This window comes from Mycobacteroides franklinii (genome assembly GCF_002013895.1).
In the GTDB taxonomy this organism is placed as follows: domain Bacteria; phylum Actinomycetota; class Actinomycetes; order Mycobacteriales; family Mycobacteriaceae; genus Mycobacterium; species Mycobacterium franklinii.
The window spans coordinates 1-21,279 of sequence record NZ_MAFQ01000009.1; the positions used below are offsets into that span (position 1 = coordinate 1).

General features: G+C 63.7%; 19 protein-coding genes. 4 read left to right on the plus strand and 15 right to left on the minus strand.

Annotated elements, in window-relative coordinates; translation table 11 throughout:
• Positions 1-127 precede the first annotated feature (127 nt).
• Positions 128-1,009, plus strand: a complete 882-nt coding sequence (locus tag B4393_RS16000) for a RecB family exonuclease (protein WP_078334929.1) — start codon at positions 128-130, stop codon at positions 1,007-1,009.
• Positions 1,006-1,809 carry a thioesterase family protein gene (locus B4393_RS16005; protein ID WP_078334930.1) on the plus strand — a complete coding sequence of 268 codons (804 nt, stop codon included), beginning with the start codon at positions 1,006-1,008 and terminating at the stop codon, positions 1,807-1,809. Before B4393_RS16000 ends, B4393_RS16005 begins: the two co-directional genes overlap by 4 nt.
• 13 nt (positions 1,810-1,822) lie before the next feature.
• Here the strand turns inward: B4393_RS16005 and B4393_RS16010 are convergent, their stop codons facing one another.
• Positions 1,823-2,473 (minus strand): MOSC domain-containing protein, encoded by a 651-nt coding sequence (locus B4393_RS16010; RefSeq protein WP_109558558.1) that lies wholly within the window; start codon positions 2,471-2,473, stop codon positions 1,823-1,825.
• 35 nt (positions 2,474-2,508) lie between these two features.
• A complete protein-coding gene (locus B4393_RS16015; RefSeq protein ID WP_413816151.1) occupies positions 2,509-3,159 on the minus strand; it encodes a TetR/AcrR family transcriptional regulator in 651 nt (216 codons plus the stop codon).
• A gap of 144 nt (positions 3,160-3,303) precedes the next feature.
• On the opposite strand from B4393_RS16015, the gene B4393_RS16020 reads away from it, so the two are divergent.
• Both B4393_RS16020 and B4393_RS16025 read left to right on the plus strand, forming a co-directional pair.
• Complete coding sequence (locus tag B4393_RS16020) at positions 3,304-4,704, plus strand: cytochrome P450 (protein WP_078334931.1); 1,401 nt, start codon at positions 3,304-3,306, stop codon at positions 4,702-4,704.
• Positions 4,705-4,748: 44 nt separating this feature from the next.
• Positions 4,749-5,426, plus strand: coding sequence for a nuclear transport factor 2 family protein (locus tag B4393_RS16025; RefSeq protein ID WP_078334932.1), 678 nt, complete (start codon positions 4,749-4,751; stop codon positions 5,424-5,426).
• A 10-nt stretch (positions 5,427-5,436) separates the two neighbouring features.
• Here the strand turns inward: B4393_RS16025 and B4393_RS16030 are convergent, their stop codons facing one another.
• The 13 genes from B4393_RS16030 to nuoD form a co-directional block, all read right to left on the minus strand.
• Entirely contained in the window at positions 5,437-6,105 is a 669-nt protein-coding gene (locus tag B4393_RS16030; protein ID WP_078334933.1) for an ABC transporter permease, read from the minus strand.
• A gap of 111 nt (positions 6,106-6,216) precedes the next feature.
• Entirely contained in the window at positions 6,217-7,461 is a 1,245-nt protein-coding gene (locus B4393_RS16035) for a fatty acid desaturase family protein (RefSeq protein WP_078334934.1), read from the minus strand.
• A gap of 185 nt (positions 7,462-7,646) precedes the next feature.
• Positions 7,647-9,263, minus strand: coding sequence for an NADH-quinone oxidoreductase subunit NuoN (gene nuoN / locus B4393_RS16040; protein WP_078334935.1), 1,617 nt, complete (start codon positions 9,261-9,263; stop codon positions 7,647-7,649).
• Positions 9,260-10,855, minus strand: a complete 1,596-nt coding sequence (locus B4393_RS16045; protein ID WP_109558556.1) for an NADH-quinone oxidoreductase subunit M — start codon at positions 10,853-10,855, stop codon at positions 9,260-9,262. Before B4393_RS16045 ends, nuoN begins: the two co-directional genes overlap by 4 nt.
• Positions 10,852-12,717: an NADH-quinone oxidoreductase subunit L gene (gene nuoL / locus B4393_RS16050; RefSeq protein WP_109558555.1), complete on the minus strand. Its 1,866-nt coding sequence runs from the start codon at positions 12,715-12,717 to the stop codon at positions 10,852-10,854. The genes B4393_RS16045 and nuoL overlap by 4 nt, the downstream gene beginning before the upstream one ends.
• A 13-nt stretch (positions 12,718-12,730) precedes the next feature.
• The gene (gene nuoK, locus B4393_RS16055; RefSeq protein ID WP_070937062.1) at positions 12,731-13,030 is read right to left on the minus strand and encodes an NADH-quinone oxidoreductase subunit NuoK; all 300 of its coding nucleotides are present in this window, start codon (positions 13,028-13,030) and stop codon (positions 12,731-12,733) included.
• Complete coding sequence (locus B4393_RS16060) at positions 13,027-13,755, minus strand: NADH-quinone oxidoreductase subunit J (protein ID WP_078335118.1); 729 nt, start codon at positions 13,753-13,755, stop codon at positions 13,027-13,029. The genes nuoK and B4393_RS16060 overlap by 4 nt, the downstream gene beginning before the upstream one ends.
• Positions 13,756-13,784: 29 nt before the next feature.
• Positions 13,785-14,321: an NADH-quinone oxidoreductase subunit NuoI gene (nuoI, locus tag B4393_RS16065; protein ID WP_109558553.1), complete on the minus strand. Its 537-nt coding sequence runs from the start codon at positions 14,319-14,321 to the stop codon at positions 13,785-13,787.
• Positions 14,314-15,579, minus strand: coding sequence for an NADH-quinone oxidoreductase subunit NuoH (nuoH, locus tag B4393_RS16070; RefSeq protein ID WP_078334936.1), 1,266 nt, complete (start codon positions 15,577-15,579; stop codon positions 14,314-14,316). Before nuoH ends, nuoI begins: the two co-directional genes overlap by 8 nt.
• Positions 15,576-17,960: an NADH-quinone oxidoreductase subunit G gene (locus tag B4393_RS16075; RefSeq protein ID WP_078334937.1), complete on the minus strand. Its 2,385-nt coding sequence runs from the start codon at positions 17,958-17,960 to the stop codon at positions 15,576-15,578. The genes nuoH and B4393_RS16075 overlap by 4 nt, the downstream gene beginning before the upstream one ends.
• Complete coding sequence (gene nuoF, locus B4393_RS16080; protein ID WP_078334938.1) at positions 17,957-19,270, minus strand: NADH-quinone oxidoreductase subunit NuoF; 1,314 nt, start codon at positions 19,268-19,270, stop codon at positions 17,957-17,959. The genes B4393_RS16075 and nuoF overlap by 4 nt, the downstream gene beginning before the upstream one ends.
• Entirely contained in the window at positions 19,267-20,010 is a 744-nt protein-coding gene (gene nuoE, locus B4393_RS16085) for an NADH-quinone oxidoreductase subunit NuoE (RefSeq protein WP_078334939.1), read from the minus strand. Before nuoE ends, nuoF begins: the two co-directional genes overlap by 4 nt.
• The gene (nuoD, locus tag B4393_RS16090) at positions 20,007-21,278 is read right to left on the minus strand and encodes an NADH dehydrogenase (quinone) subunit D (protein ID WP_191988867.1); all 1,272 of its coding nucleotides are present in this window, start codon (positions 21,276-21,278) and stop codon (positions 20,007-20,009) included. Before nuoD ends, nuoE begins: the two co-directional genes overlap by 4 nt.
• Position 21,279 lies beyond the last annotated feature (1 nt).

A 21,279-nucleotide genomic window follows, 5' to 3' on the forward strand; every position in this document is an offset into this window, starting at 1 on the left:
GAGGTGCACGTTACTGGCAGTACGGATATTTTGGGGACGACTTGTGACATGTGTTGAACAACGCCCACCGGTTTTGTGCGCGGCGTGGCGTCGGCACCTGTCGGACTCCGTGCCTAGGCTGCCAGCTATGAGTGACTCCGCGCAGGACCGGCCGACGCGCCGTCCGGCGCTGTCTCCCTCGCGGGCGAGCGACTTCAAACAGTGCCCACTGTTGTACCGCTTCCGTGCGATCGATCGGCTCCCCGAACCACCCTCGACGGCACAGGTCCGCGGCAGCCTCGTACACGCGGCCCTGGAGGATTTGTACGCGCGGCCTGCCGCCGAGCGTGAGTACGCCACCGCTGCCGGCCTGGTGGAGCCGGCCTGGGACCGCCTGGTGGAATCGAATCCCGAGCTGGCCGAGGTGGTCGAGGCCGAGCGCCTTCCCGGCTTCTTCGACGAGGCACGGGACCTGTTATCTGGCTACTACCGACTCGAAGACCCCACCCGGTTCGATCCCGACAGCTGTGAGGAACGCGTCGAGGTAGAGCTGGCCGACGGGACGATGCTGCGCGGTTTCATCGACCGCATCGATATCGCACCCGGCGGCGCGATGCGACTGGTCGACTACAAGACGGGGCGCGCACCCCGTGCCTTGTTCGAGGCCAAGGCGCTGTTTCAAATGAAGTTCTACGCCGTCGCCCTGTACCGCACTCGCGGCGTGGTGCCCCGGCGGTTGCGGCTGCTGTATCTGTCCGATGGCGAGGTTCTCGACTACTCACCGGACGAAGCCGAGTTGCTCAAGTTCGAGAAGACCCTGATGGCCATCTGGCGGACGATTCAAAACATCGGCGCCACAGGCGATTTTCGCCCCAATCCATCCAGGTTGTGCGCTTGGTGCGCCCACCAGTCGCTGTGCCCAGCATTCGGCGGCACGCCTCCGCCCTACCCGGGGTGGCCCGCTGATTACGGTGTCTCCGAAGCGGATATCGAAGACGCCGCGACCGCCATTCCGGGAGATGCCGCATGACGAAGGACCCGACGGGCTGTTATTACCGGCGCTTGGACGCTGACGGCGAGTTGCAGGTGTTCGAGTCCACCGAACTCACTGCCAGCGGCTGGGGCCCGAATCTGCAGCATGGCTCGCCCCCGATGGCATTGCTGCTCAAGGCCATCGAAGAGTTGCCCGAGGCGCGCGAGAGCCTGCGGATCGGCCGCGTCGCACTCGATATCCTGGGCCCGGTTCCGCTGGAGCCGGTGCGGGTACGGGCATGGATAGAGCGGCCGGGCCGCCGGATCGCACTGGCGGTTGCCGAGATGGAGGCCTACACCAGTGGCGGATACCGCGCGGTCGCCCGCGCCAGCGCGTGGTTGTTGGCGACCTCGGTCACGGCCGACAAGGCAAGTGACCGATACCCGCCGCTGCCCGACTATCCCGCCGCTCCGAAGCCACCCGGATTCGATGGCTCCGGATACGCTAAATCTGTTGATTTTCAGTGGTTTTCGGTACCCGACGGTGAAGCACAGGTGGCCTGGATGCGGCCGCACGTGCATATCGTCGATACCGAACCCACCACGCCGTGGCAGCGCCTGGCGTCGGTGATCGACTCCGCCAACGGGATCGGAGCGGTGCTGAACCCGCTGCGATTTGTGTACATGAACACCGACACCGTGATGCACGTACACCGAATCCCCCAGGGTGACGAGTTCGGCGTACGGGCCCGCATGTCCGTAGGGCCCGACGGCATCGGCGTGACCACCGCGGAAATCTTTGACCGCCGGGGCTACATCGGCTCCAGCGCGCAAACGGTGCTGGTTCAGCGGCGATAAGTGCCACAGTGCGTTACGCACCGCTCCTGCGACGCACGGTTTCCTTGATGTGCTCCGGAAACGCGGGTACATCCAAAAGTTGCGGAAGTAGGGCGGGTTCACGAGTCAGCGCGCGGAATGCCAGTCCAACGGTTACCTCGTGATCCGGGCTGTTCCGTACGGTGATGGAGTCGCCCTGACGTACCGCCCCGGGAGATATCACCCGTAGATATGCACCTGGAACCGCCTGTACGGTAAAGGTTTTAACCCAACCCTGCTGGTCGAGCCAGGCCGCGAACGTCCGGCACGGTATCCGCGGTGACGAAACTTCCAACACGAGCCCGTCAGCACCGATGTGCCATTGCTCGCCGATCCGTGCACCGGTCACGTCAATATCGCGGGTGGTGAGGTTTTCACCGAACTGCCCGTTGCCCAGGTCGCGGCCCAGTTCGCCTTGCCACCAGTCGAGATCTTCCCGGGCGTAGGCATATACGGCCTGATCGTCACCGCCGTGCACGCCGTGGTCACCGATGGCATCACCCGCCAGTCCGCTGCCCGCGCCTTCGAGAGGTGCACGCACAGCGATCGCCGAATCCGTTGGACGCTTGTCGATCCCGGTCGGTACCGGCCCGCCCGTGGGATTCGACCGCAGCTCCCCCACATTCACCGTCAAGACTGTTGCCACCCGTACAGGATACGAAGTGTCCTCGCCACGAAACGCTAGCGGGCCGCGCGCATAAGCGGCAGTAGGTACCTGATCGCGAACTCCCGGGTGTTCTCGTCGGTATCGGTCGGCAGCAGGGCCGAGGGATTGACCAAGAACGTCGAGGTCAGCCGAAGCGCCAAGTCCAGTGCCCGTTTCACTGCCGGAACGGGATAGGCGCCGTCGGCCAACAACTCGGCGATGACCGTCAGCAGGCCTTGATATCCGGCCGTGTTCACATCGAAGACGTTGCGCGAGAAGGATTCAGCGTCGAATTCTTTCAACGCCATGACCAAAGGATGGTCACGCGCCTCCCCCATTCCCATGACGAACGCCTCGACCATCCTGTCTTCCGCGTTCGACAACGGCGTGAGCACCGCCTGCGCCCGGACAAAGAATTCCGTTGTCTCCCGGACCAATACGGCCGCGACAATATCTTCCTTGTCACCACATTTGCGGTACAGCGTCGGACGTGACACGCCCGCGCGCCGAGCGATATCGCCGACCGCGGTGCGGGCGATGCCATGGGCGATGAACTCCTCGCGCGCGGCGTCTAACAAGCGGGACGTCGCCACATTCGTCTCCGAGAGGGTTCCCGTGGTCAGCTGCCGCAGCAATGAGTCGAGCTCTCCCACGGAGCCGATAGTAGCCGCGGAGTTCGTTGCCATGTCGATGCGACTCACGACCACTCCCTTCGAGGACTCTACCTGGGGTTTGAATCAATGAACTAATTTTGATTCAGTATTGCATACCCCTCGAATCCGCCATACACTTCGCCACCAGAACCGTGACCGACCGAAGAGGACAGGCGCATGCACGTCATCGACATCAACGTCCACCCCGAGGAAACACCGTCGCCTCAAGGGCCCCGGCTTCTGCCACGGCTACCGATCCATCGAGCGGCGCTACTGGGGCTCAGCTGCATGGGCGACCCGTCTCGCCTGCCCTATCTGCTGCTACCCAAGATCGCGAACCAGTACGGCGACATCGTCCGGCTGTTCACCGGCCCCACGCCATCTCTCACCCTCACCTTGATCAACCATCCCGACTACGTCGACCACGTCTTCACCCGGCACCACGACCGCTATGTCAAGCACGAGGCCACCATCGAGCTGGTTTCCGGTGAGCCCGTCGCACTTCCCTTGCTTGAGGGGCAGGAGTGGAAACGAGTCCGTACCGCCTTCAACCCATACTTCGGCGAACGCGCGCTGGCAGGTGCTACCCCGCTGATGATGGAGGGAATCACCGACCGGGTCGATGCCTGGTCACGGCACGCGAATAGCGGCGAGCTGGTGGACCTCGAGCACGAACTCGGCGCGGTCGTGATGGACGGGCTGATGCGTTCGATGTTCAAGGTTCGGCTCAGCCCCAACGAGATCGATCATGCCGGCGACGGCGCGCGCCGCTACGGCGTCTACGTCATCAGCCGGGTGGCCCTGCATTTCCTGCCCAGTTGGATACCGAATCCCTTGCGCCGCCGCGGCGAAGAGGCCAAGGAGGAGCTCTTCGGCATCCTCGATCGCTTCGTTGACGAGCGCAGGCGATGCCCGGCGTCCGACACACCAGACCTGGTGGATGCCTTGGTGGGGCTGGAGTTCGACGGCTGCCCCCAGACGCAGGAGCGGCGACGACGCTCCGAGGCCGCCGGCCTGGTGTTCGCCGGATTCGAGACGACCGCCGCCGCACTTGCGTGGACCATCGCCCTGCTCTGCCGCAACCCGATCGCACTGGGTAAGGCGTACGCGGAGATCGACGCCCTCGGCGGCAAAACGCTGGAGTACGACGACCTGGAGAACCTGAAGTATCTGAGGGCTTGTTTTGATGAGGCGCAACGCTTTCAGGCCGCACCCGCCAATGTCCGAACCGCCGTCGAGGACGACGAGATCGGTGGCTACTTCATCCCGCGGGGCTCACAGGTCATCATCACGCAGTACGCGCTGCAGCGCGATCCGCGGTTCTGGACAGAACCCGAGAAGTTCAATCCCGACAGGTTCTTGACCGACAAGATCAACCGAAATGCATTCCTGCCGTTCAGCATCGGGCCCCGCAAGTGCATGGGAACCCGGATGGCCTATATCGAGGGAACCCTGGTCCTGGGGGCCATCCTGCAGCGCTACGCATTCGAAATCCGCGACGGCTGGACACCGAGACACCGCGTACGAGTATCCACCGGCCTTGCCGGCGGCCTCCCGACACGGCTGTTCGCTCGTTGAAACCTGGCGCGAGTAAACACATTTCCCACCACGAAAGGAACACGATGAGCCGATTGGAACAGTTGGGCCCTTCTCCGGAGCACGCGAAGCACCAAGCACTGATGCCCGATTTCTGGAAAAAGGTTCAGCAACAAGAAAACAACGATATCGAGCGCGGGCTGCCCGCTGAGGGCCGGACCGAGTTCGCCCACACCTGGTTCGACGCCTGGGCCGAACAGGACATCAAGAAGATAGATTACTGCCTTGCCGAAGACTGTAGCTACATCGACAGCTCGACGTTCCAGGAGAATCGGCTCGGACGCCAGTTCACGATCGACAACTGCCAGGCCGCCTTTGACGTCTTTCCCGATTTCGCCTTCTACCCACAGGACGGGACCAACCGATCACTGCCCTATTGGGACTACTTCGACGGCCAGTGGCGGGTGACCATTCCGTGGCGCGGCATCGGCCGCATGATCGGCCAGACCATCGAGCCCAACACCGGAGCCAAACTCAAGGGAACGGGCCGCTGCCTGGATTTCATTGGCATCGACCGCTATACATTGACCGAGGACTTCAAGATCACCCACATCGATACCGACTGGGACATGCTTTACGGCGCCGCGCAGCTCGCCGGGTTCGGGCCCCTGGTACGCAGCCGCAGCCTGCAGAGGTTCGGACTACGCGCCGCCAGCCTGGTCGTACCCGCATTTCGGCTGGCGACCCTGCTGACCACGCGGTGATCGCGGGTGCCTATGCGGCGGGCCCGCTGTCCGCGGTGGCACCTCGGTAGCAGCCGATGAGCCCCGCGATGAGACCCAGAGTCGCAGCCTCGATAACCACGATCAGGACATTCACTGGGCTCATGAGCTGCATCAAGTTCCCGATGAAGAGACTCAACGGGGTGTGCTTACCGAAGGCCGAAAAGAAGTAAACACCCGCCGCCCCAACGGCTATGAATGCCAACGGCACCGCGGCGACCGCGGTGGCGAGGACACGCGGGACAACGTATCCGTGCGTGATATCGATACCTCTGCCGCGCATGGCATCAATGTCCTGTTGTATTCGCGCGGAGTCGGCCTCGGCGAAGACCACTGTCGCAGCGGTGGCCGCGGCCACCAAGATCGCGTGCGTCGGGAATCCTGTCGGACCAAACACCAACGCCTCGAGGACGAGGACGATCACCACCGCCAGCGGTATCGCCACCATGCACATCGGCAACACCGACACTCTGGCTATCGCCGCCGCCTGCCGGAAGAACTCGCGCACTGCGGGTGGGCGAGTCAGCATGGCAACGAACGCATCCCGCGCCATCGTCAGGAAGCCGACAAATGAGCGGGTGGGCCTGTCCGCGGGGGGCACGACCGGGCCGTTCCCCGGGCCCGCCTGAGTCACTACCGGGGCCGCTACATACGTGGTCACACATCTCTACATATCGCGTTCCGCCCGTCTCCGCGGGGGAATCATCAACATCGACGAACGCGACGTGACCGGCAGATTTAGCTAGAACCTCACCACGACAGGGCTGGCGGGCTAGACCGCAACCTTGGCGCGACGGCGTTCCCGAACCATGGCGATGGCGGTCTTGAGCCCACGCCGTGGCACCGAATCCGACTCGGCAGTCGAGGGCTGCTCCAGGACCACGAACATCCGCTCACTGCGGGTTTCCGGCGCATTGTCCGCCGTGGCACGCAGGAATCGGTCCGGCAGTGACAGTTTGGCGATCGTGCGCCACGTCTTGGCGTACTGGAACAACATCGAACCGGTCGTATAGGGCAGGTCGTAGCGCTCGCAAATCTCTCGTACCCGCAACGAGATCTCGTGTAAACGGTTGCTCGGCAGATCCGGGTAGATATGGTGCTCGATCTGGTGACACAGGTTGCCGCTCATCAGCCTCATGGTGGGCCCGGCGTTGAAATTCGCGCTGCCCAGCAGCTGGCGCAGATACCACTGGCCCCGCGTCTCGTTCTCCATATCGGTCACGGAGAACTTCTCGGCCCCATCAGGAAAGTGACCGCAGAAAATGACGGCGTTGGACCAGAAGTTTCGGATCAGGTTGGCCGTGGCCGTCGCGGTGAGCGTCGACCGATAGCTCGCGCCCGGAGAAAGTGCGGTGAGCGCCGGGAATGCGGCGTAGTCCTTGAAGACCTGAGAGCCCGCCGACATGACCAGTTCACGCACTCGCTGGATGGTCGACGCACGCGTTTCCTTTGTCCAGATCTTCCGGAACTCCAGGTGCTGCAGAGCGATTCCCCATTCGAACCCCGCCGCGAGAATGAAATTGAGCGGCATGTTCAGAAGGTTGCGCACCTTCCACGGCTCATCGCGCGTGACTCGGAGGATCCCGTAGCCGACGTCATCATCCATGTCGAGGATGTTGGTGTACTTGTGGTGCTCGACGTTATGCGTAACGCGCCAGTGCTTGGCGGCACCGGCCATATCCCACTCCCACGTCGAGGAGTGGATCTCGGGATCGTTCATCCAGTCCCACTGACCGTGCAGAACGTTGTGGCCGATCTCCATGTTTTCGATGATCTTGGCGACAGCCAATGTCAGTGTTCCGGCCCACCACGCGGAGCGCTTCTTGCTCGCGGCCAACAGCACACGGCCGCTCAGCTCAAGGGCACGCTGCGCTGCGATGGTGCGGCGGATATACCGAGCGTCGCGTGCACCGCGCGACTCCTCGATCTCACGTCGCAGCTCATCGAGCTCGACGGCCAGGTTCTCGACGTCCTCGCTGGTGAGATGCGCGAATGCCGAGATGTCCGTGATTGCCATCGGCCTCCTTTCGCGCCCACGATACCTTCACCCTACGGTCCCGTAGGTTACTCGTCGGTAAATGGACACGCCACAGGTGGTGACATCCCGGCCACGACATGCGCTGACACGCCGTATTCCACCCAAATCGGAGGCGTGTCGGCACCCAGGACGGCGTGTCGAACACCGACCGACGGTGACCGGACTCACTTGGCGAAGATGGCGAGATTCCCCACGAGATCAAGCAACGGCTGGGGCACCACACCGAGCAGAACGGTGACGAGCGCGCTGACTCCGATCGATATGGTCACCGCGGGGCCGGGGAAGCGAAGTACCCCCGAGTCCTCCACCGGATCGGCGAAGAACATCACCACGATGACGCGCACATAGAAATACGCCGCGATGGCGCTGCACATCACACCCACCACCACCAGCGGCACGGCACCTCCGGATGCGGCGGCCTCGAACACCGCGAACTTGCTGACGAATCCGCTCGTCAGCGGAATCCCCGCGAATGCCAGCAGGAACAACGCGAACACGATGCCCAGCACCGGTGAACGGCGACCGATTCCGGCCCATCGACTCAGCTCGGTGACCTCGTCGTCATCCTTGAAGTCGCCGTCAGCGCCGTCATCTGCGTTACCCGAGCGCACCAGACCGGCGATGGTGAACGCCCCCACGGTACTGAAACCGTATGCGGCCAAATAGAACAACGTCGATGACACACCCCGCTCATTGGCCGCGGCCACCCCGGTGAGCAGGAATCCGGTATGTGCCACTGCCGAATAGGCCAGCATGCGCTTGACGTCGGCCTGCGTGACCGCTCCGATCGATCCGATCAGCATGGTGGCAATCGCTACCGCCCACAGTACCGGCCGCCAATCGGCAGTGATTCCCGGCAGCGCGACGTACAGCACCCGCAACAGCGCGCCGAAGGCCGCGATCTTGGTGGTGGCCGCCATGAATGCGGTCACCGGCGTCGGCGCTCCCTGGTACACGTCGGGCACCCAGAAATGGAACGGTACCGCCCCCACCTTGAACAGCAACCCCACCGACAGCATGGCCACACCCAGTAGCAGGAAGGATCGCTCCCCCGCATCGGCGTTGATGGCTCGCGCGACGGCGCCGAGTTCGACCGTTCCGGCGTATCCGTATATGAAAGCCGATCCGAACAGGAAGAAGGCCGAGGAAAATGCGCCCAGCAGAAAGTATTTGAGCGCCGATTCCTGGGACAGCAGCCGGCGACGCCGCGCCAGTGCGCACATCACATAGAGCGGAAGCGAAAACACCTCCAGCGCGACGAACATCGTCAGCAGGTCATTGCACGCGGGAAAGAGCATCATTCCGGCGATCGCGAACAACGTCAGCGGGAAGATCTCCGTTTGCGTGATGCCGGTGCGGTTGAGCACCCGCTCCGATTCGCTGCCGGGAACGCTGGACGCCTGCGCGGCGAAGGCATCCAATCCGCTGCTGGCCCCGGCGGAAACCGCGCTCGGGACAACCGTGATCGTCCTGCGCTGCGCCATGACCGTCAGCGCCAGCCCGGACGCCACCAGGATGAGTCCCTGCAGAAAGAGCGTGGGGCCGTCGATCGCCACCGCACCGTTCATGACGACCTGATGCGAACCACCCAGGGCCACCACGGCCACCAGGGCACCGAGGATTCCGCCTGTCGTCAGCATCACTTGAGTGTTGAGCCGGTGCCGCCGCGACACGAATGCCTCCACGAGCACCGATACCACCGCGACCCCGAACATGATCAGCATGGGAGACAGCGCGCCGTACGCAACCGGCGGGGCCGGAAGAATCCCGATATCGGTCATCGTTGCTCGCCTTCACCGTGTCGGAGGGCAATATCGGCCACGACGGGCGGCGGATCTTTTTCGTTGACGGTCCGCAGCGTCTGCTCGACGGCAGGATTCACCATGTCCAACAGCGGTTTGGGATAGATGCCCAATACCAGCAGAAGCGCGATCAACGGCGCTACCACCACCAGCTCACGACGCTTCAGATCGCCGATCGTCTCATTACCCGGCGCCAACGGCCCGGTCATCATCCGCTGGTACATCCACAACACGTAGATCGCCGCCAGCACCAATGCGATGACCGCGCACGCCGCGGCCACCGGGTAGCGCGTGAAAGTACCCACCAATACCAGGAATTCACTGATGAACGGTGCCAAGCCGGGCAACGACAAGGTGGCCAGACCCGCCACCAAGAACGATCCGGCAAGGACCGGCGCCACCTTCTGCACTCCGCCGTACTCCGCGATGAGTCGAGATCCCTTGCGGGAAACCAGAAATCCTGCCACCAGCATCAGGGCCGCGGTGGAGATGCCGTGGTTGACCATGTACAGCGTCGAACCGGACTGACCCTGGCTGGTCATCGCGAAGATACCCAGGATGATGAACCCGAAATGCGATATCGATGTGTAGGCGATCAAACGCATCACGTCGGTCTGACCGATCGCCACGACGGCACCGTAGATGATGCCGATGACCGCAAGCGTGATGATCAGCGGCGTGAAATACCTACTGGCATCGGGGAACAGCTGGATGCAATACCGGAGCATCGCGAACGTGCCCACCTTGTCCACAATCGCCATCATCAGCACCGCACTGGCGGGTGTTGCGTGCACAGCGGCATCGGGCAGCCAGGTATGAAGCGGCCACAGCGGAGCCTTCACGGCGAACGCGAACATGAACCCCAGGAAAAGCGCCTTCGCCACACCCGGATCGATGCCCAACGTGCCGGTCGCGACCATTTCGGTGATGTCCCGCAGATCGAACGTTCCGGCCTGGCCCCGCGCGGTCACCACATACAGCCCGATCACGGCCGCCAGCATGATCAGACCACCGAACAGGTTGTACATCAAGAACTTCACCGCCGCACGCGACCGCTGCTTGGCATCGGAATGTGTGCTCCCGAATCCTCCTATCAAGAAGTACATCGGGATGAGCATCGCCTCGAAGAATATGTAGAACAGCAGCACGTCCAGAGCAGAGAAGGACAGCAGCACCATGGATTCCACGATCAGGATCAGCGCCACATAGCGTTGCGCCAAGGGGCGATTGCCGTACCCCGGGACTCCTGCTCCGTCATCCCATCCGGCCAGCAGTAGCACAGGAAGAAGCCCCGCGGTCAGCAGCACCAGCGCGAGGCCGATCCCGTCAAGACCCACCGCATACTTCATCCCGAATGCCGGTATCCAGGAGGCAGATTCGACGAACTGGTACTGCGGGCCCGTGGGATCGAACGCAACCGCCAGTCCGATCGCGACGATCAACACGAGCAGTGAGGCGCCCAGCGCGACGTATTTCGCCAACACCCGCCGCTGGGTCGGCATCACCAATACGACGGTGGCGCCTAGCAATGGAATGAGCCACAGCGCTGTCACGGCACCCACGACACTCACCACCTCACTGCCATCAACACCGCGACCACCAGTGCCGCACCGGCACACATGGACAACGCGTAAGAGCGGACGTGACCTGTCTGCAGATGCCGTACCCACCCCGATACGGCGCCGAGCGTGGAGGCCACACCATTGACCAGGCCGTCGACCGCCCGGTCGTCGGCCAACACCAGGCCACGGGTAAGCCGCTGGCCGGGACGCATGAACACCGCCTCGTTGAACGCGTCGCCGTAAAGATCCCGCCGCGCGGCGACGGTGAGCACGGAACCCTGCGGCGCCGCTTCGTCGACCTCACCCCGGTACATCCGGTAGGCGATACCCACGCCGCAAAGCACCACCGCGACGGTGGCGACACTGATGCCCCAAGCCGGGACAGGCATCTCGCCATGATGGGCGCCGACAACCGGTTCCAGCCAATTCTGCAGGGCGCCACCAAAGCTGAGTGCAAATCCGGCCCCCACCGACCCGACCGCAAGCACCATCATCGGCCAGGTCATCACCGACGGCGACTCATGTGGATGCGCGTTCTCGTGCCAACGTCTCGCCCCGAAGAAGGTCAACAGCATGACCCGGGTCATGTAGAACGCGGTGATCCCTGCCCCCAACAGTGCCGCCGATCCCAGCAGGAATCCGCCCGCGCCGCCGTGGCCGAACGCCACCTCGATGATCTTATCCTTCGAGTAGAAGCCCGCGAATGGTGGAACACCAATGATGGCAAGGTATCCCAACCCAAAGGTGACAAAGGTGATCGGCATGACGGTGCGCAGCCCGCCATAGCGACGCATATCGGTTTCCTCATTCATGCCGTGCATGACCGAACCGGCTCCGAGGAATAGCCCGGCCTTGAAGAATCCGTGGGTGAGCAGATGCATGATCGCCACCGCATAGCCTGCGGGCCCGAGGCCCGCCGCCAGCACCATGTACCCGATCTGAGACATCGTGCTCGCGGCGAGCGCCTTCTTGATGTCATCCTTGGCGCAACCGATGATTGCCCCGAAGAGCAGCGTGACGGCGCCGACGAGCACCACCGCGATCTGGGCGTACGGAGCGTGTTCGAAGATCGGCCCCGATCTGGTGATCAGGTAGACACCCGCGGTCACCATGGTGGCCGCGTGGATGAGCGCGGAGACCGGAGTGGGGCCTTCCATCGCATCGCCGAGCCAGGACTGCAGCGGCACCTGGGCCGACTTTCCGCATGCTGCCAGCAGCAGTGCCAATCCGATTGCGGTATTGCGGCTCTCGCCGGCCGCGCTCGCCGAGCCCAGCACCTGTATGAAGCCGACAGAGCCGAATGTCGCGAACATGAGCATCATGGCCAGCGCCAGCCCCATGTCACCGACCCGGTTGACGATGAAGGCCTTCTTGGCCGCGGCGGCGGCCGACGGCTTCTGGTACCAGAAGCCGATCAACAGGTAGGACGCCAGGCCGACGCCCTCCCAGCCCACATACAAACCAAGGAAGTTATCGGCCAGCACCAGCAGCAGCATCGCCGCCAGAAAGAGGTTCAAGTATCCGAAAAACCGTCGCCGGTCTGCGTCGTGCGCCATGTAGCCGATCGAGTAGATATGGATCAGTGAACCGACCCCGGTGATCAACAGTGCAAAGCACACGGACAGCTGATCGAGGGTCAACCCGAAATCAACGTGCAGCGCCCCGACGGGAACCCAGCTGAACAATGTTTCGTGCACCACTCGCTCGCCGCCGGCTCGGCCGAGCATGCCGAGGAAGGCGACGCCGGCCACCAAGAAAGACCCGAGGGCCATCGCACAGCCCAGTAGGTGCCCCCAGGCGTCGCCCCGGCGGCCGATGAGCAGGAGGACGGCCGCACCCGCGAGGGGCAGCGCCGGCATGAGCCACGTCACGGGTACTCCCCTCCTAGAACTTCAACAAATCGGCGTCGTCGACCGAAGCCGACCTACGGGTACGGAAGATGGTCATGATGATCCCCAGTCCCACAACCACTTCCGTGGCCGCGACAACCATGGTGAAGAATGCGATGACCTGGCCGTCCAGGTTTCCGTGCATGCGCGCGAAGGTGACAAATGCCAGGTTGGCGGCATTGAGCATGAGCTCCACACTCATGAAGACGACGATTGCGTTGCGGCGCAACATCACGCCGGCGGCTCCGATGGTGAAGATGAGCGCAGCCAGATAGAGATAGTTCCCGGGGTTCATCGCGCCTCCATATCCCGCGGCGTCAGTACACCGCTGACAGACAGCTCCGAGAACGACCCGTCGGGAAGTAGCGCGGGCACGTCGACCGCGTTATGCCGGGCATAGACACCGGGGTTCGGCAACGGCGTGGCACGGTCTCCGTGCTGGAACCGTCGAATGACCAGTTCGCGCTGGCCGCCGGTCTGCCCCAGTTTCTCGCGGTGCGCCAGCACCATCGCGCCGATCGTGGCGGTGATCAACAGCGCACCGGTCAGTTCGAACGCCCACAGGTAGTCGATGAAGATACGCTCCGCCAGACCTTCCACGTTTCCGCGGCTGTTGGCTTGGTCGAGCCCCACAAAGGCTGTGGTGGAGGCATTTCCGATGCCCGCGAGGGCAAGTATTCCGAATCCCAGTCCCGCCGCGATGGCACCGACCCGCTGCCCCGGCAGGGTCTCCACCAGAGAGTCCGAGGAGTCCACACCCACAAACATCAGGACGAACAAGAACAGCATCATGACCGCGCCGGTGTACACCACCACCTGAGCGACACCCAGAAACAGCGCCCCTTGCGCTACGAAGAACACCGCAAGAATGACCATCGTCATGGCAAGGAAGATCGCCGAATACACCGCCTTCGGCGCGGCGATCACCCCAAGCGCACCCAGTACCGCGATCGCACCGAGCACCCAAAACGTGACCCCCTCCCATGTGGGGGTACGAGAGAGCCCCTCAGCCACAAGCACTGTCAGCTGGCTGGCCGCGAGATCGAGACTCACCTGACGTCCTCCCCTGCCTTCGGCAGGTTGCCCAGGTAGTAGTCGGTATCGGTGGTGCCCGGGTACATCGCGTGCGGCGGTAACGCCATTCCTGGCTGTAGCGGTGCCAGCAGCTTGTCCTTGCCGTAGATGAGGTCGGCCCGGTTGTCATCGGCCATCTCGTAGTCGTTCGTCATGGTGAGCGCCCGCGTGGGGCACGCCTCGATGCACAGCCCACAACCGATGCACCGCAGGTAGTTGATCTGGTACACCCGGCCATACCGCTCGCCCGGAGAGAAGCGTTCCTCCTCGGAATTGTCAGCGCCCTCAACGAATATCGCGTCGGCCGGACAAGCCCAGGCACACAGCTCACAGCCGATGCATTTCTCCAGCCCATCGGCGTAGCGGTTGAGCTGATGGCGCCCGTGATAGCGGGCTGCGGTGGGCTGCTTCTTCTCGGGGTACTGCTCGGTGAGCCGCTTTTTGAACATGGACGAGAAGGTCACCCAGAACCCCGCCAGGGCCTCGACCGAGCGTCGCAGCAGATCAGGCATGTGCGTCCTCCTTTGTGGAGCGCGGGTTGGTGTCCAGCCGCTGCCCGGGCAGCGGCGGCACCGGGAATCCTCCGGCCATCGGATCGAAGCGTGCGCGCAGCACAGGTTTTGCCGGCTGTGTGCGTCGGGAGAGGACGCCCACCAAGGCGATGCTGCCGACCGAAACCATCACCCCGGTGATCCCGAGGATGATCGATGGGTTTCCGTATCCGTACAGCGCCATGGCCTTGACCGCACCCACAACGACGATCCACACCAGTGCGACCGGAATCAGGACCTCCCAGCCCAACCGCATGAACTGGTCGTAGCGCAGCCGCGGCAAGGTGGCCCGCAGCCACATGAACAGGAACATGAATCCCCAGATCTTCGCCACGAACCACAGCACCGGCCACCAGGCGGTGTTCGCGCCATCGATCAGGCTCAGCGGCCAGGGCGCATGCCAGCCGCCCAGGAACATCGTGGCCGCCAACCCGGAAACCGTTGCCATGTTGATGTATTCGGCGAGCATGAACATGGCAAAGCGCAGCGAGGAGTACTCGGTGTGGAATCCACCCACCAGCTCGCCCTCTGCCTCAGGCAGGTCGAACGGTGCCCTGTTCGTCTCGCCGACCATCGCCGTGACGTAGACGAGAAATGATGGCAAGAGCAGGAAGACATACCAGCGTCCCTCCTGTGCCGACACGATTCCCGACGTCGACATGGTTCCGGCCAGCAGGAACACCGCCGCGAATGTCAGGCCCATCGCGATCTCGTATGAGATCACCTGCGCGGAGGACCGCAATCCACCCAGCAGCGGGTAGGTAGATCCGGATGCCCAACCCCCCAGCACGATCCCGTACACACCTATCGAGGTGACCGCCAGTACGAACAGGATCGCCACCGGCAGGTCGGTCAGCTGCAGGGGTGTGCGATGGCCGAAAACCGAGACGACAGGCCCGAACGGGATGACCGCGTAGGCGACGATCGCCGGCACCACCGAGATGATGGGCGCCAGGAGGTAGATGGGCTTGTCGACGCCGGCCGGAGTCAAGCCCTCCTTGAGTGCCAGTTTCACACCGTCGGCAAGGCTCTGCAGCAGGCCGAACGGGCCCACCCGGTTAGGGCCTATGCGGCGCTGCATCCAGGCCAATACCCTGCGCTCGACCAGGATGGCAACAAGCACAGTGAGAACCAGGAAGGCGAATACCGCAACGCATTTCACGACGACGAGCCACAGCGGATCGGTCCCGAACTGCGACAAGTCTGTTTTGCCCGTCACGGCGCGACCTCGATCCGCACCACGTGCCCGAGTGCCGGACCGAGCTGCTGATGAACCTCCGAACCCGCCGAGCGCATGGGCACCCACACCACCCTGTCCGGCATTTCGGTTATCAGCAACGGCAACGTGATCGAACCCAGGATCGACTCCGACATACTGCGCACGGTCACCAATTCACCTTCGGTAGCCCCGATTTCATTGGCGGTCGCCTCCGAGAGCCGCACCTGCGCTGGATGCGCGGTACCGGCGAGGTACTGCTCGCCATCCTGGAGACGGCCCGTATCGAGCAGCATCCGCCACGAGGCCAGCACCGCCTCACCCGCCTCTGGCTGGGTCCTGGCGGTCGCGTGGACCGGCCGCATCGGCTCCCGCGCGCCCTCCCACGGGCCGATGTCCGCAAGCTCGGCAAGCGCCTGGTTTTCATGGTTCAGGCCGATCGGGCGATCCATCCGCTCAGACAGCGCGGTAAGAACTCTGAGATCGTCCAGGGCGTCGCTGACGTCGAGAGTGGTAGGGAAAGTCCTCAGCCGGCCTTCCCAATTCAGGAAACTGCCGGACTTCTCCGCAACTGCCGCTACCGGGAGGACGACATCGGCGAGCTCCGTGACAGCGCCGTGGCGCATCTCCAGGCTCACGACAAATGCCGTCTTGAGCGCACCGACGGCGGCGGCGGGGTACGGCAGATCAGCCAGTTCGACGCCGCCGACGAGAAACGCATCGAGCCCCCTGCCGGGGTCCAGCATGCCGGCCGCATCGAGTCCGGGCACATCGGGCAACGCGATGACACCCCATTTTTCGGCGATGATGCGGCGCGCCGCGCTGTCGGCCACGGGGTGCGCGCCCGGCAACAGCCGCGGCAGCGCCCCGGCTTCCAACGCGCCGCGCTCACCCGCCCGGCGCGGAATCCATACCAGGGTGGCGCCGGTCATGGTGGCCAGTTCTGCTGCCGCCGAAAGCCCCCCGGGTGCCGACGCCAGCCGCTCTCCCACCATGATCACGGCGCCCTGTTCGCGCAACAGCTCCGAATTGGCCAGGTCCGCAAGGGTTTCCGGCTCAGTGCCGGGAACGGTGGCAATAACGTCGGCGGAAAGCTTCGCCGATCCCCGGCTCGCGAAGGGTGCGACGGTGAGCACCTTGAGTCCCCGCCGGCGCACTGCCTTGCGCAGCCGCAGGAAGACGATGGGAGATTCCTCCTCCGGCTCGAATCCCGCCAGCAGGACCACCGGCGCGGACTCCAGCGCCGCATACGTCTCTGTCATCCCGTGCCCGGCGACCGCCGAGCCGAGGAACGTTGCTTCTTCAGCGCTGTGCGCACGGGCGCGGAAGTCGATGTTGTTGGTGCCCAACACCATGCGTGCGAACTTGACATAGGCGTAGGCGTCTTCGACTGTCAACCGCCCGCCGGTGAGTACCCCGGCGTTGGCGCCCGCAGCCGCCAAACCCTTTGCCGCGGTTTCCAACGCCTGCGGCCACGACACCGCCACCAGGTTTCCGGACTCGTCGCGAATCATCGGGTTGGTGATGCGGTCAGCCGCCGTGACATAGGTGAACGCCCAGCGTCCTTTGTCGCAGTTCCATTCCTCGTTGACCTCGGGATCGTCGCCGGCCAGGCGCCTGAGTATCTTTCCCCGCCGATGGTCGGTGCGCTGTGCGCATCCACTGGCGCAGTGCTCGCACACACTGGGCGTGGAGACCAGATCGAAGGGGCGGGCGCGGAATCTGTACGCGGCACCGGTGAGCGCACCCACCGGGCAGATCTGCACGGTATTGCCGGAGAAGTAGGACTCGAAGGGTTCGTCGCTGGCGATGCCAACCTGTTGTAGCGCACCACGTTCCAGCAGCTCGATGAATGGATCACCGGCGATCTGCTGGGAGAACCGGGTGCAGCGAGCACACAGGACACAACGCTCCCGGTCCAGCAACACCTCGGTGGACAATGGAATCGGCTTGGGGAAGGTGCGTTTGGCCTCGGTGAATCTGGTTTCGGTACGCCCAGTGGACATCGCCTGGTTCTGCAGCGGACACTCCCCGCCCTTGTCACAGACGGGACAGTCGAGCGGATGGTTGATCAACAGCAGTTCCATCACACCGCTCTGCGCCTTCTGCGCCGCCTCGGAGGTGACCTGGGTGTGTACCACCATCTCGTCGGTGACCGTGGTGGTGCACGCCGCGAGCGGCTTGCGCTGCCCCTCCACCTCGACGAGGCATTGACGGCACGCACCCACGGGTTCCAGCAGCGGGTGATCGCAGAATCGGGGAATCTGCACACCGATGAGCTCAGCGGCGCGGATCACCAACGTGCCCTTGGGAACCGAAACACTGCTGCCGTCGATGTTGACGGTGACCATCTCCGTCGCGGTCCCAGGTTCCGTGGCAGTCATCGGTTCCCCTCTCCGAAGACGGTGCTGGCTGCCGAATCGAACGGACACCCATGCTTCAGGTGCGCTTCATACTCTCCGCGGAAGTACTTGAGCGAGGAGATGATCGGGCTCGCCGCACCGTCGCCGAGAGCGCAGAAGGATTTGCCCAACACGATGTCCGAGATATCGAGGAGTTTGTCCAGATCCTCGGCGGCGCCCTCGCCGGCCTCGAGTCGCTGCAGGATCCGCACCAGCCAGTAGGTGCCCTCACGGCACGGCGTGCACTTGCCACAGGACTCGTGCGCATAGAACTCAGTCCATCGCAGTACCGCGCGCACCACGCAGGTGGTGTCATCGAATATCTGTAATGCCTTGGTGCCCAACATCGATCCGGCGGCGCTCACCCCCTCGTAGTCAAGCGGGACGTCCAGCTGTTCGGTGGTGAACAGCGGTGTCGACGAGCCACCGGGCGTCCAGAACTTGAGCCCGTGCCCGTCGCGCACACCTCCGGCCAGCTCCAGGAGCTGTCGCAACGTCACACCCAGCGGGGCCTCGTATTGGCCCGGAGTACGCACATGCCCGGACAACGAATAGAGCGTGAATCCCGGTGACTTCTCCGAGCCCATCGTGCGGAACCATTCCGCACCGCGCCGCAGGATTGCCGGGACACTGGCGATGGACTCGACGTTGTTGACCACGGTCGGGCTGGCATACAGACCGGCCACAGCCGGGAACGGTGGCCGCAATCGCGGCTGCCCTCGCCGTCCTTCCAGCGAGTCCAACAGTGCGGTCTCTTCCCCGCAGATGTAGGCGCCGGCGCCGGCGTGCACCACCAACTCCAGATCGAAGCCGCTATCGAGGATGTTGCGGCCCAGGTATCCGGCCTTGTAGGCCTCCGCCACCGCCGCCTGCAGCCGTCTGATCACCGAGATGACCTCGCCGCGCACATAGATGAAGGCGTGCGAGGCGCGGATCGCATAGGCCGCGATGACGATGCCCTCGATCAGGGTGTGCGGCGTCGCCAGCATCAGCGGAATGTCTTTACAGGTGCCGGGTTCGGACTCGTCGGCGTTCACCACCAGGTAATGCGGCTTGGCCCCGGCTTCACCGCCCTGCGGGATGAAGGACCATTTGGTGCCGGTCGGAAATCCGGCGCCTCCGCGCCCGCGCAGCCCCGCCTCCTTGACCAACGCGATGACCGCGTCGGGTTCCATGCTCAGCGCGGTGCGCAGGCCCTGATAGCCGTCATGACGCAGATACCCGTCAAGAGTCCAGGCATCGGCCTCGTCCCAATGTTCGGACAGGACCGGGGTGAGGATCGTGGATGTCACAGCGCTGTCCCCCCTGACTCCTGCCCTGCGTTCCGCTGCACATCCCGGGCCAGTCGCAGCCCCGCGAGCGTCGGGTCGCCCGGCCGCGCCGCCGCCACCGCCTCGGGCCGCTCATCGGCGAACCCGGCCAAGATCCGGGCTGTCTCCTTGAACGTGCAGGGCGGCGCGCCTCGCCGGGGCTGGGGAACGCGGCCCCCACGCAGCCCTTCCACCAGATCTACCGCCCCATCCGGGGTTTGATTGTCAAAGAACTCCCAATTGACCATCAGGACGGGCGCATAGTCACACGCGGCATTGCACTCGACATGTTCGAGCGTCACCTTGCCGTCCTCGGTCGTGCCACCGGGCCGTACGCCGAGTTCGTCGGCCAATCGGGCCAGGATCGCGTCACCGCCGAGCACCGCACACAGCGTGTTGGTGCAGACGCCGACCAAATAGTCCCCGGTGGGCTCGCGGCGGTACATCGAGTAGAAGCTCGCCACCGCGGTCACCTCGGCGGACGTCAATCCCACATGCCCGGCGCAGAATTCAATTCCCGCCATGGTCACGTACCCGTCTTCGGACTGGACCAGATGCAACAGCGGCAGCAACGCCGACCGACGGCTCGGATAACGGTCGAGGATATCCTTGGCGTCGATGGACAACCGTGAAACCACCTCCGCCGGATAGCTTTTTCGCCCCGCGAAGCGACCCTCGTCCTCGGGCGGACGATGACCGAGCTCGACGAATATCTCCGTCACCTGTCCACCCCTCCCATTACCGGATCGATGCTCGCCACGGCGGCGATCAGATCGGCCACCATCCCGCCCTCACACATGGCCGATACGGACTGCAGATTCGTGAAAGAGGGATCCCGGAAATGGACGCGGTAGGGGCGGGTTCCACCGTCGCTGACCATGTGTACTCCCAGCTCGCCGCGCGGCGACTCGACGGCGACGTACACCTGCCCGGCCTGAACCCTGATCCCCTCGGTGACCAGTTTGAAGTGATGGATCAGTCCCTCCATCGAAGTACCCATGATCTTGGCGATGTGCTTGGGCGAGTTACCCAAACCGTCTGGCCCCGAGGCAAGGTCGGCGGGCCAGGCAATCTTCTTGTCGTCAACCATGACCGGTCCCGGCCGCAGCCGGTCCAGGCACTGCTGAGCGATCTTGATGGACTCGTGCATTTCCTTGACCCGGATGAGATAACGGCCGTAGGAGTCGCAGTCCTCGTGGGTGATGACATCAAAATCGTAGGAGTCGTAACCACAGTACGGTTGTGCGCGCCGTAGGTCGTGCGCCAGACCGGTCGCCCGCAGCACCGGACCGGTGATACCCAACGCCATACACCCGGTGAGATCCAGGTATCCGACGCCCTGAGTACGCGCCTTCCAGATGTAGTTCTCGTTCAACAGGTTTTCCATATCGCGCAACCTGCCGGGCAGGATTTCGAGCAGGTCCCGGACTTCCTGCTCGGCGCCTTCGGGCAGATCCTGCGCGAGCCCGCCGGGCCGCACGTACGCGTGGTTCATCCGCAGTCCGGTGATCGCCTCGAAGACCTTCAGGATCATTTCGCGTTCGCGGAAACCGAGGAACATCGCGGTCATCGCCCCCAGCTCCATGCCTCCGGTCGCCAGCGCGACCAGATGCGAGGAGATGCGGTTGAGCTCCATCAGCAATACCCGAATCACGTTGGCACGATCGGGGATTTCGTCAGTGATGTCGAGCAGTCTTTCGACGCCCAGACAGTAGGCCGTCTCGTTGAAGAACGGGGACAGATAGTCCATTCGGGTGACGAATGTGACGCCCTGCGTCCAGGTTCGATATTCCAGGTTCTTCTCGATACCGGTGTGCAGGTAGCCGATACCGCAGCGCACATCGGTGACGGTCTCCCCCTCGATCTCCAGGATCAGCCGCAACACGCCATGCGTGGATGGATGCTGCGGACCCATGTTCACAACGATCCGCTCGTCGGTGGCTTGCGCTGCGGCGGTGACGATCTCGTCCCAATCCTGGCCACCCGCCATG

Excerpts from the sequence above, each read along its gene's own strand:
- B4393_RS16005 (WP_078334930.1), top strand. The coding sequence starts at position 1,006 with ATGACGAAGGACCCGACGGGCTGTTATTACCGGCGCTTGGACGCTGAC.
- nuoD (WP_191988867.1), bottom strand. The coding sequence starts at position 21,278 with ATGGCGGGTGGCCAGGATTGGGACGAGATCGTCACCGCCGCAGCGCAA.
- B4393_RS16075 (WP_078334937.1), bottom strand. The coding sequence starts at position 17,960 with ATGACTGCCACGGAACCTGGGACCGCGACGGAGATGGTCACCGTCAAC.
- B4393_RS16035 (WP_078334934.1), bottom strand. The coding sequence starts at position 7,461 with ATGGCAATCACGGACATCTCGGCATTCGCGCATCTCACCAGCGAGGAC.
- B4393_RS16025 (WP_078334932.1), top strand. The coding sequence starts at position 4,749 with ATGAGCCGATTGGAACAGTTGGGCCCTTCTCCGGAGCACGCGAAGCAC.
- B4393_RS16000 (WP_078334929.1), top strand. The coding sequence starts at position 128 with ATGAGTGACTCCGCGCAGGACCGGCCGACGCGCCGTCCGGCGCTGTCT.
- nuoN (WP_078334935.1), bottom strand. The coding sequence starts at position 9,263 with ATGACCGATATCGGGATTCTTCCGGCCCCGCCGGTTGCGTACGGCGCG.
- nuoI (WP_109558553.1), bottom strand. The coding sequence starts at position 14,321 with ATGCCTGATCTGCTGCGACGCTCGGTCGAGGCCCTGGCGGGGTTCTGG.
- B4393_RS16020 (WP_078334931.1), top strand. The coding sequence starts at position 3,304 with ATGCACGTCATCGACATCAACGTCCACCCCGAGGAAACACCGTCGCCT.
- B4393_RS16015 (WP_413816151.1), bottom strand. The coding sequence starts at position 3,159 with ATGGCAACGAACTCCGCGGCTACTATCGGCTCCGTGGGAGAGCTCGAC.
- nuoK (WP_070937062.1), bottom strand. The coding sequence starts at position 13,030 with ATGAACCCCGGGAACTATCTCTATCTGGCTGCGCTCATCTTCACCATC.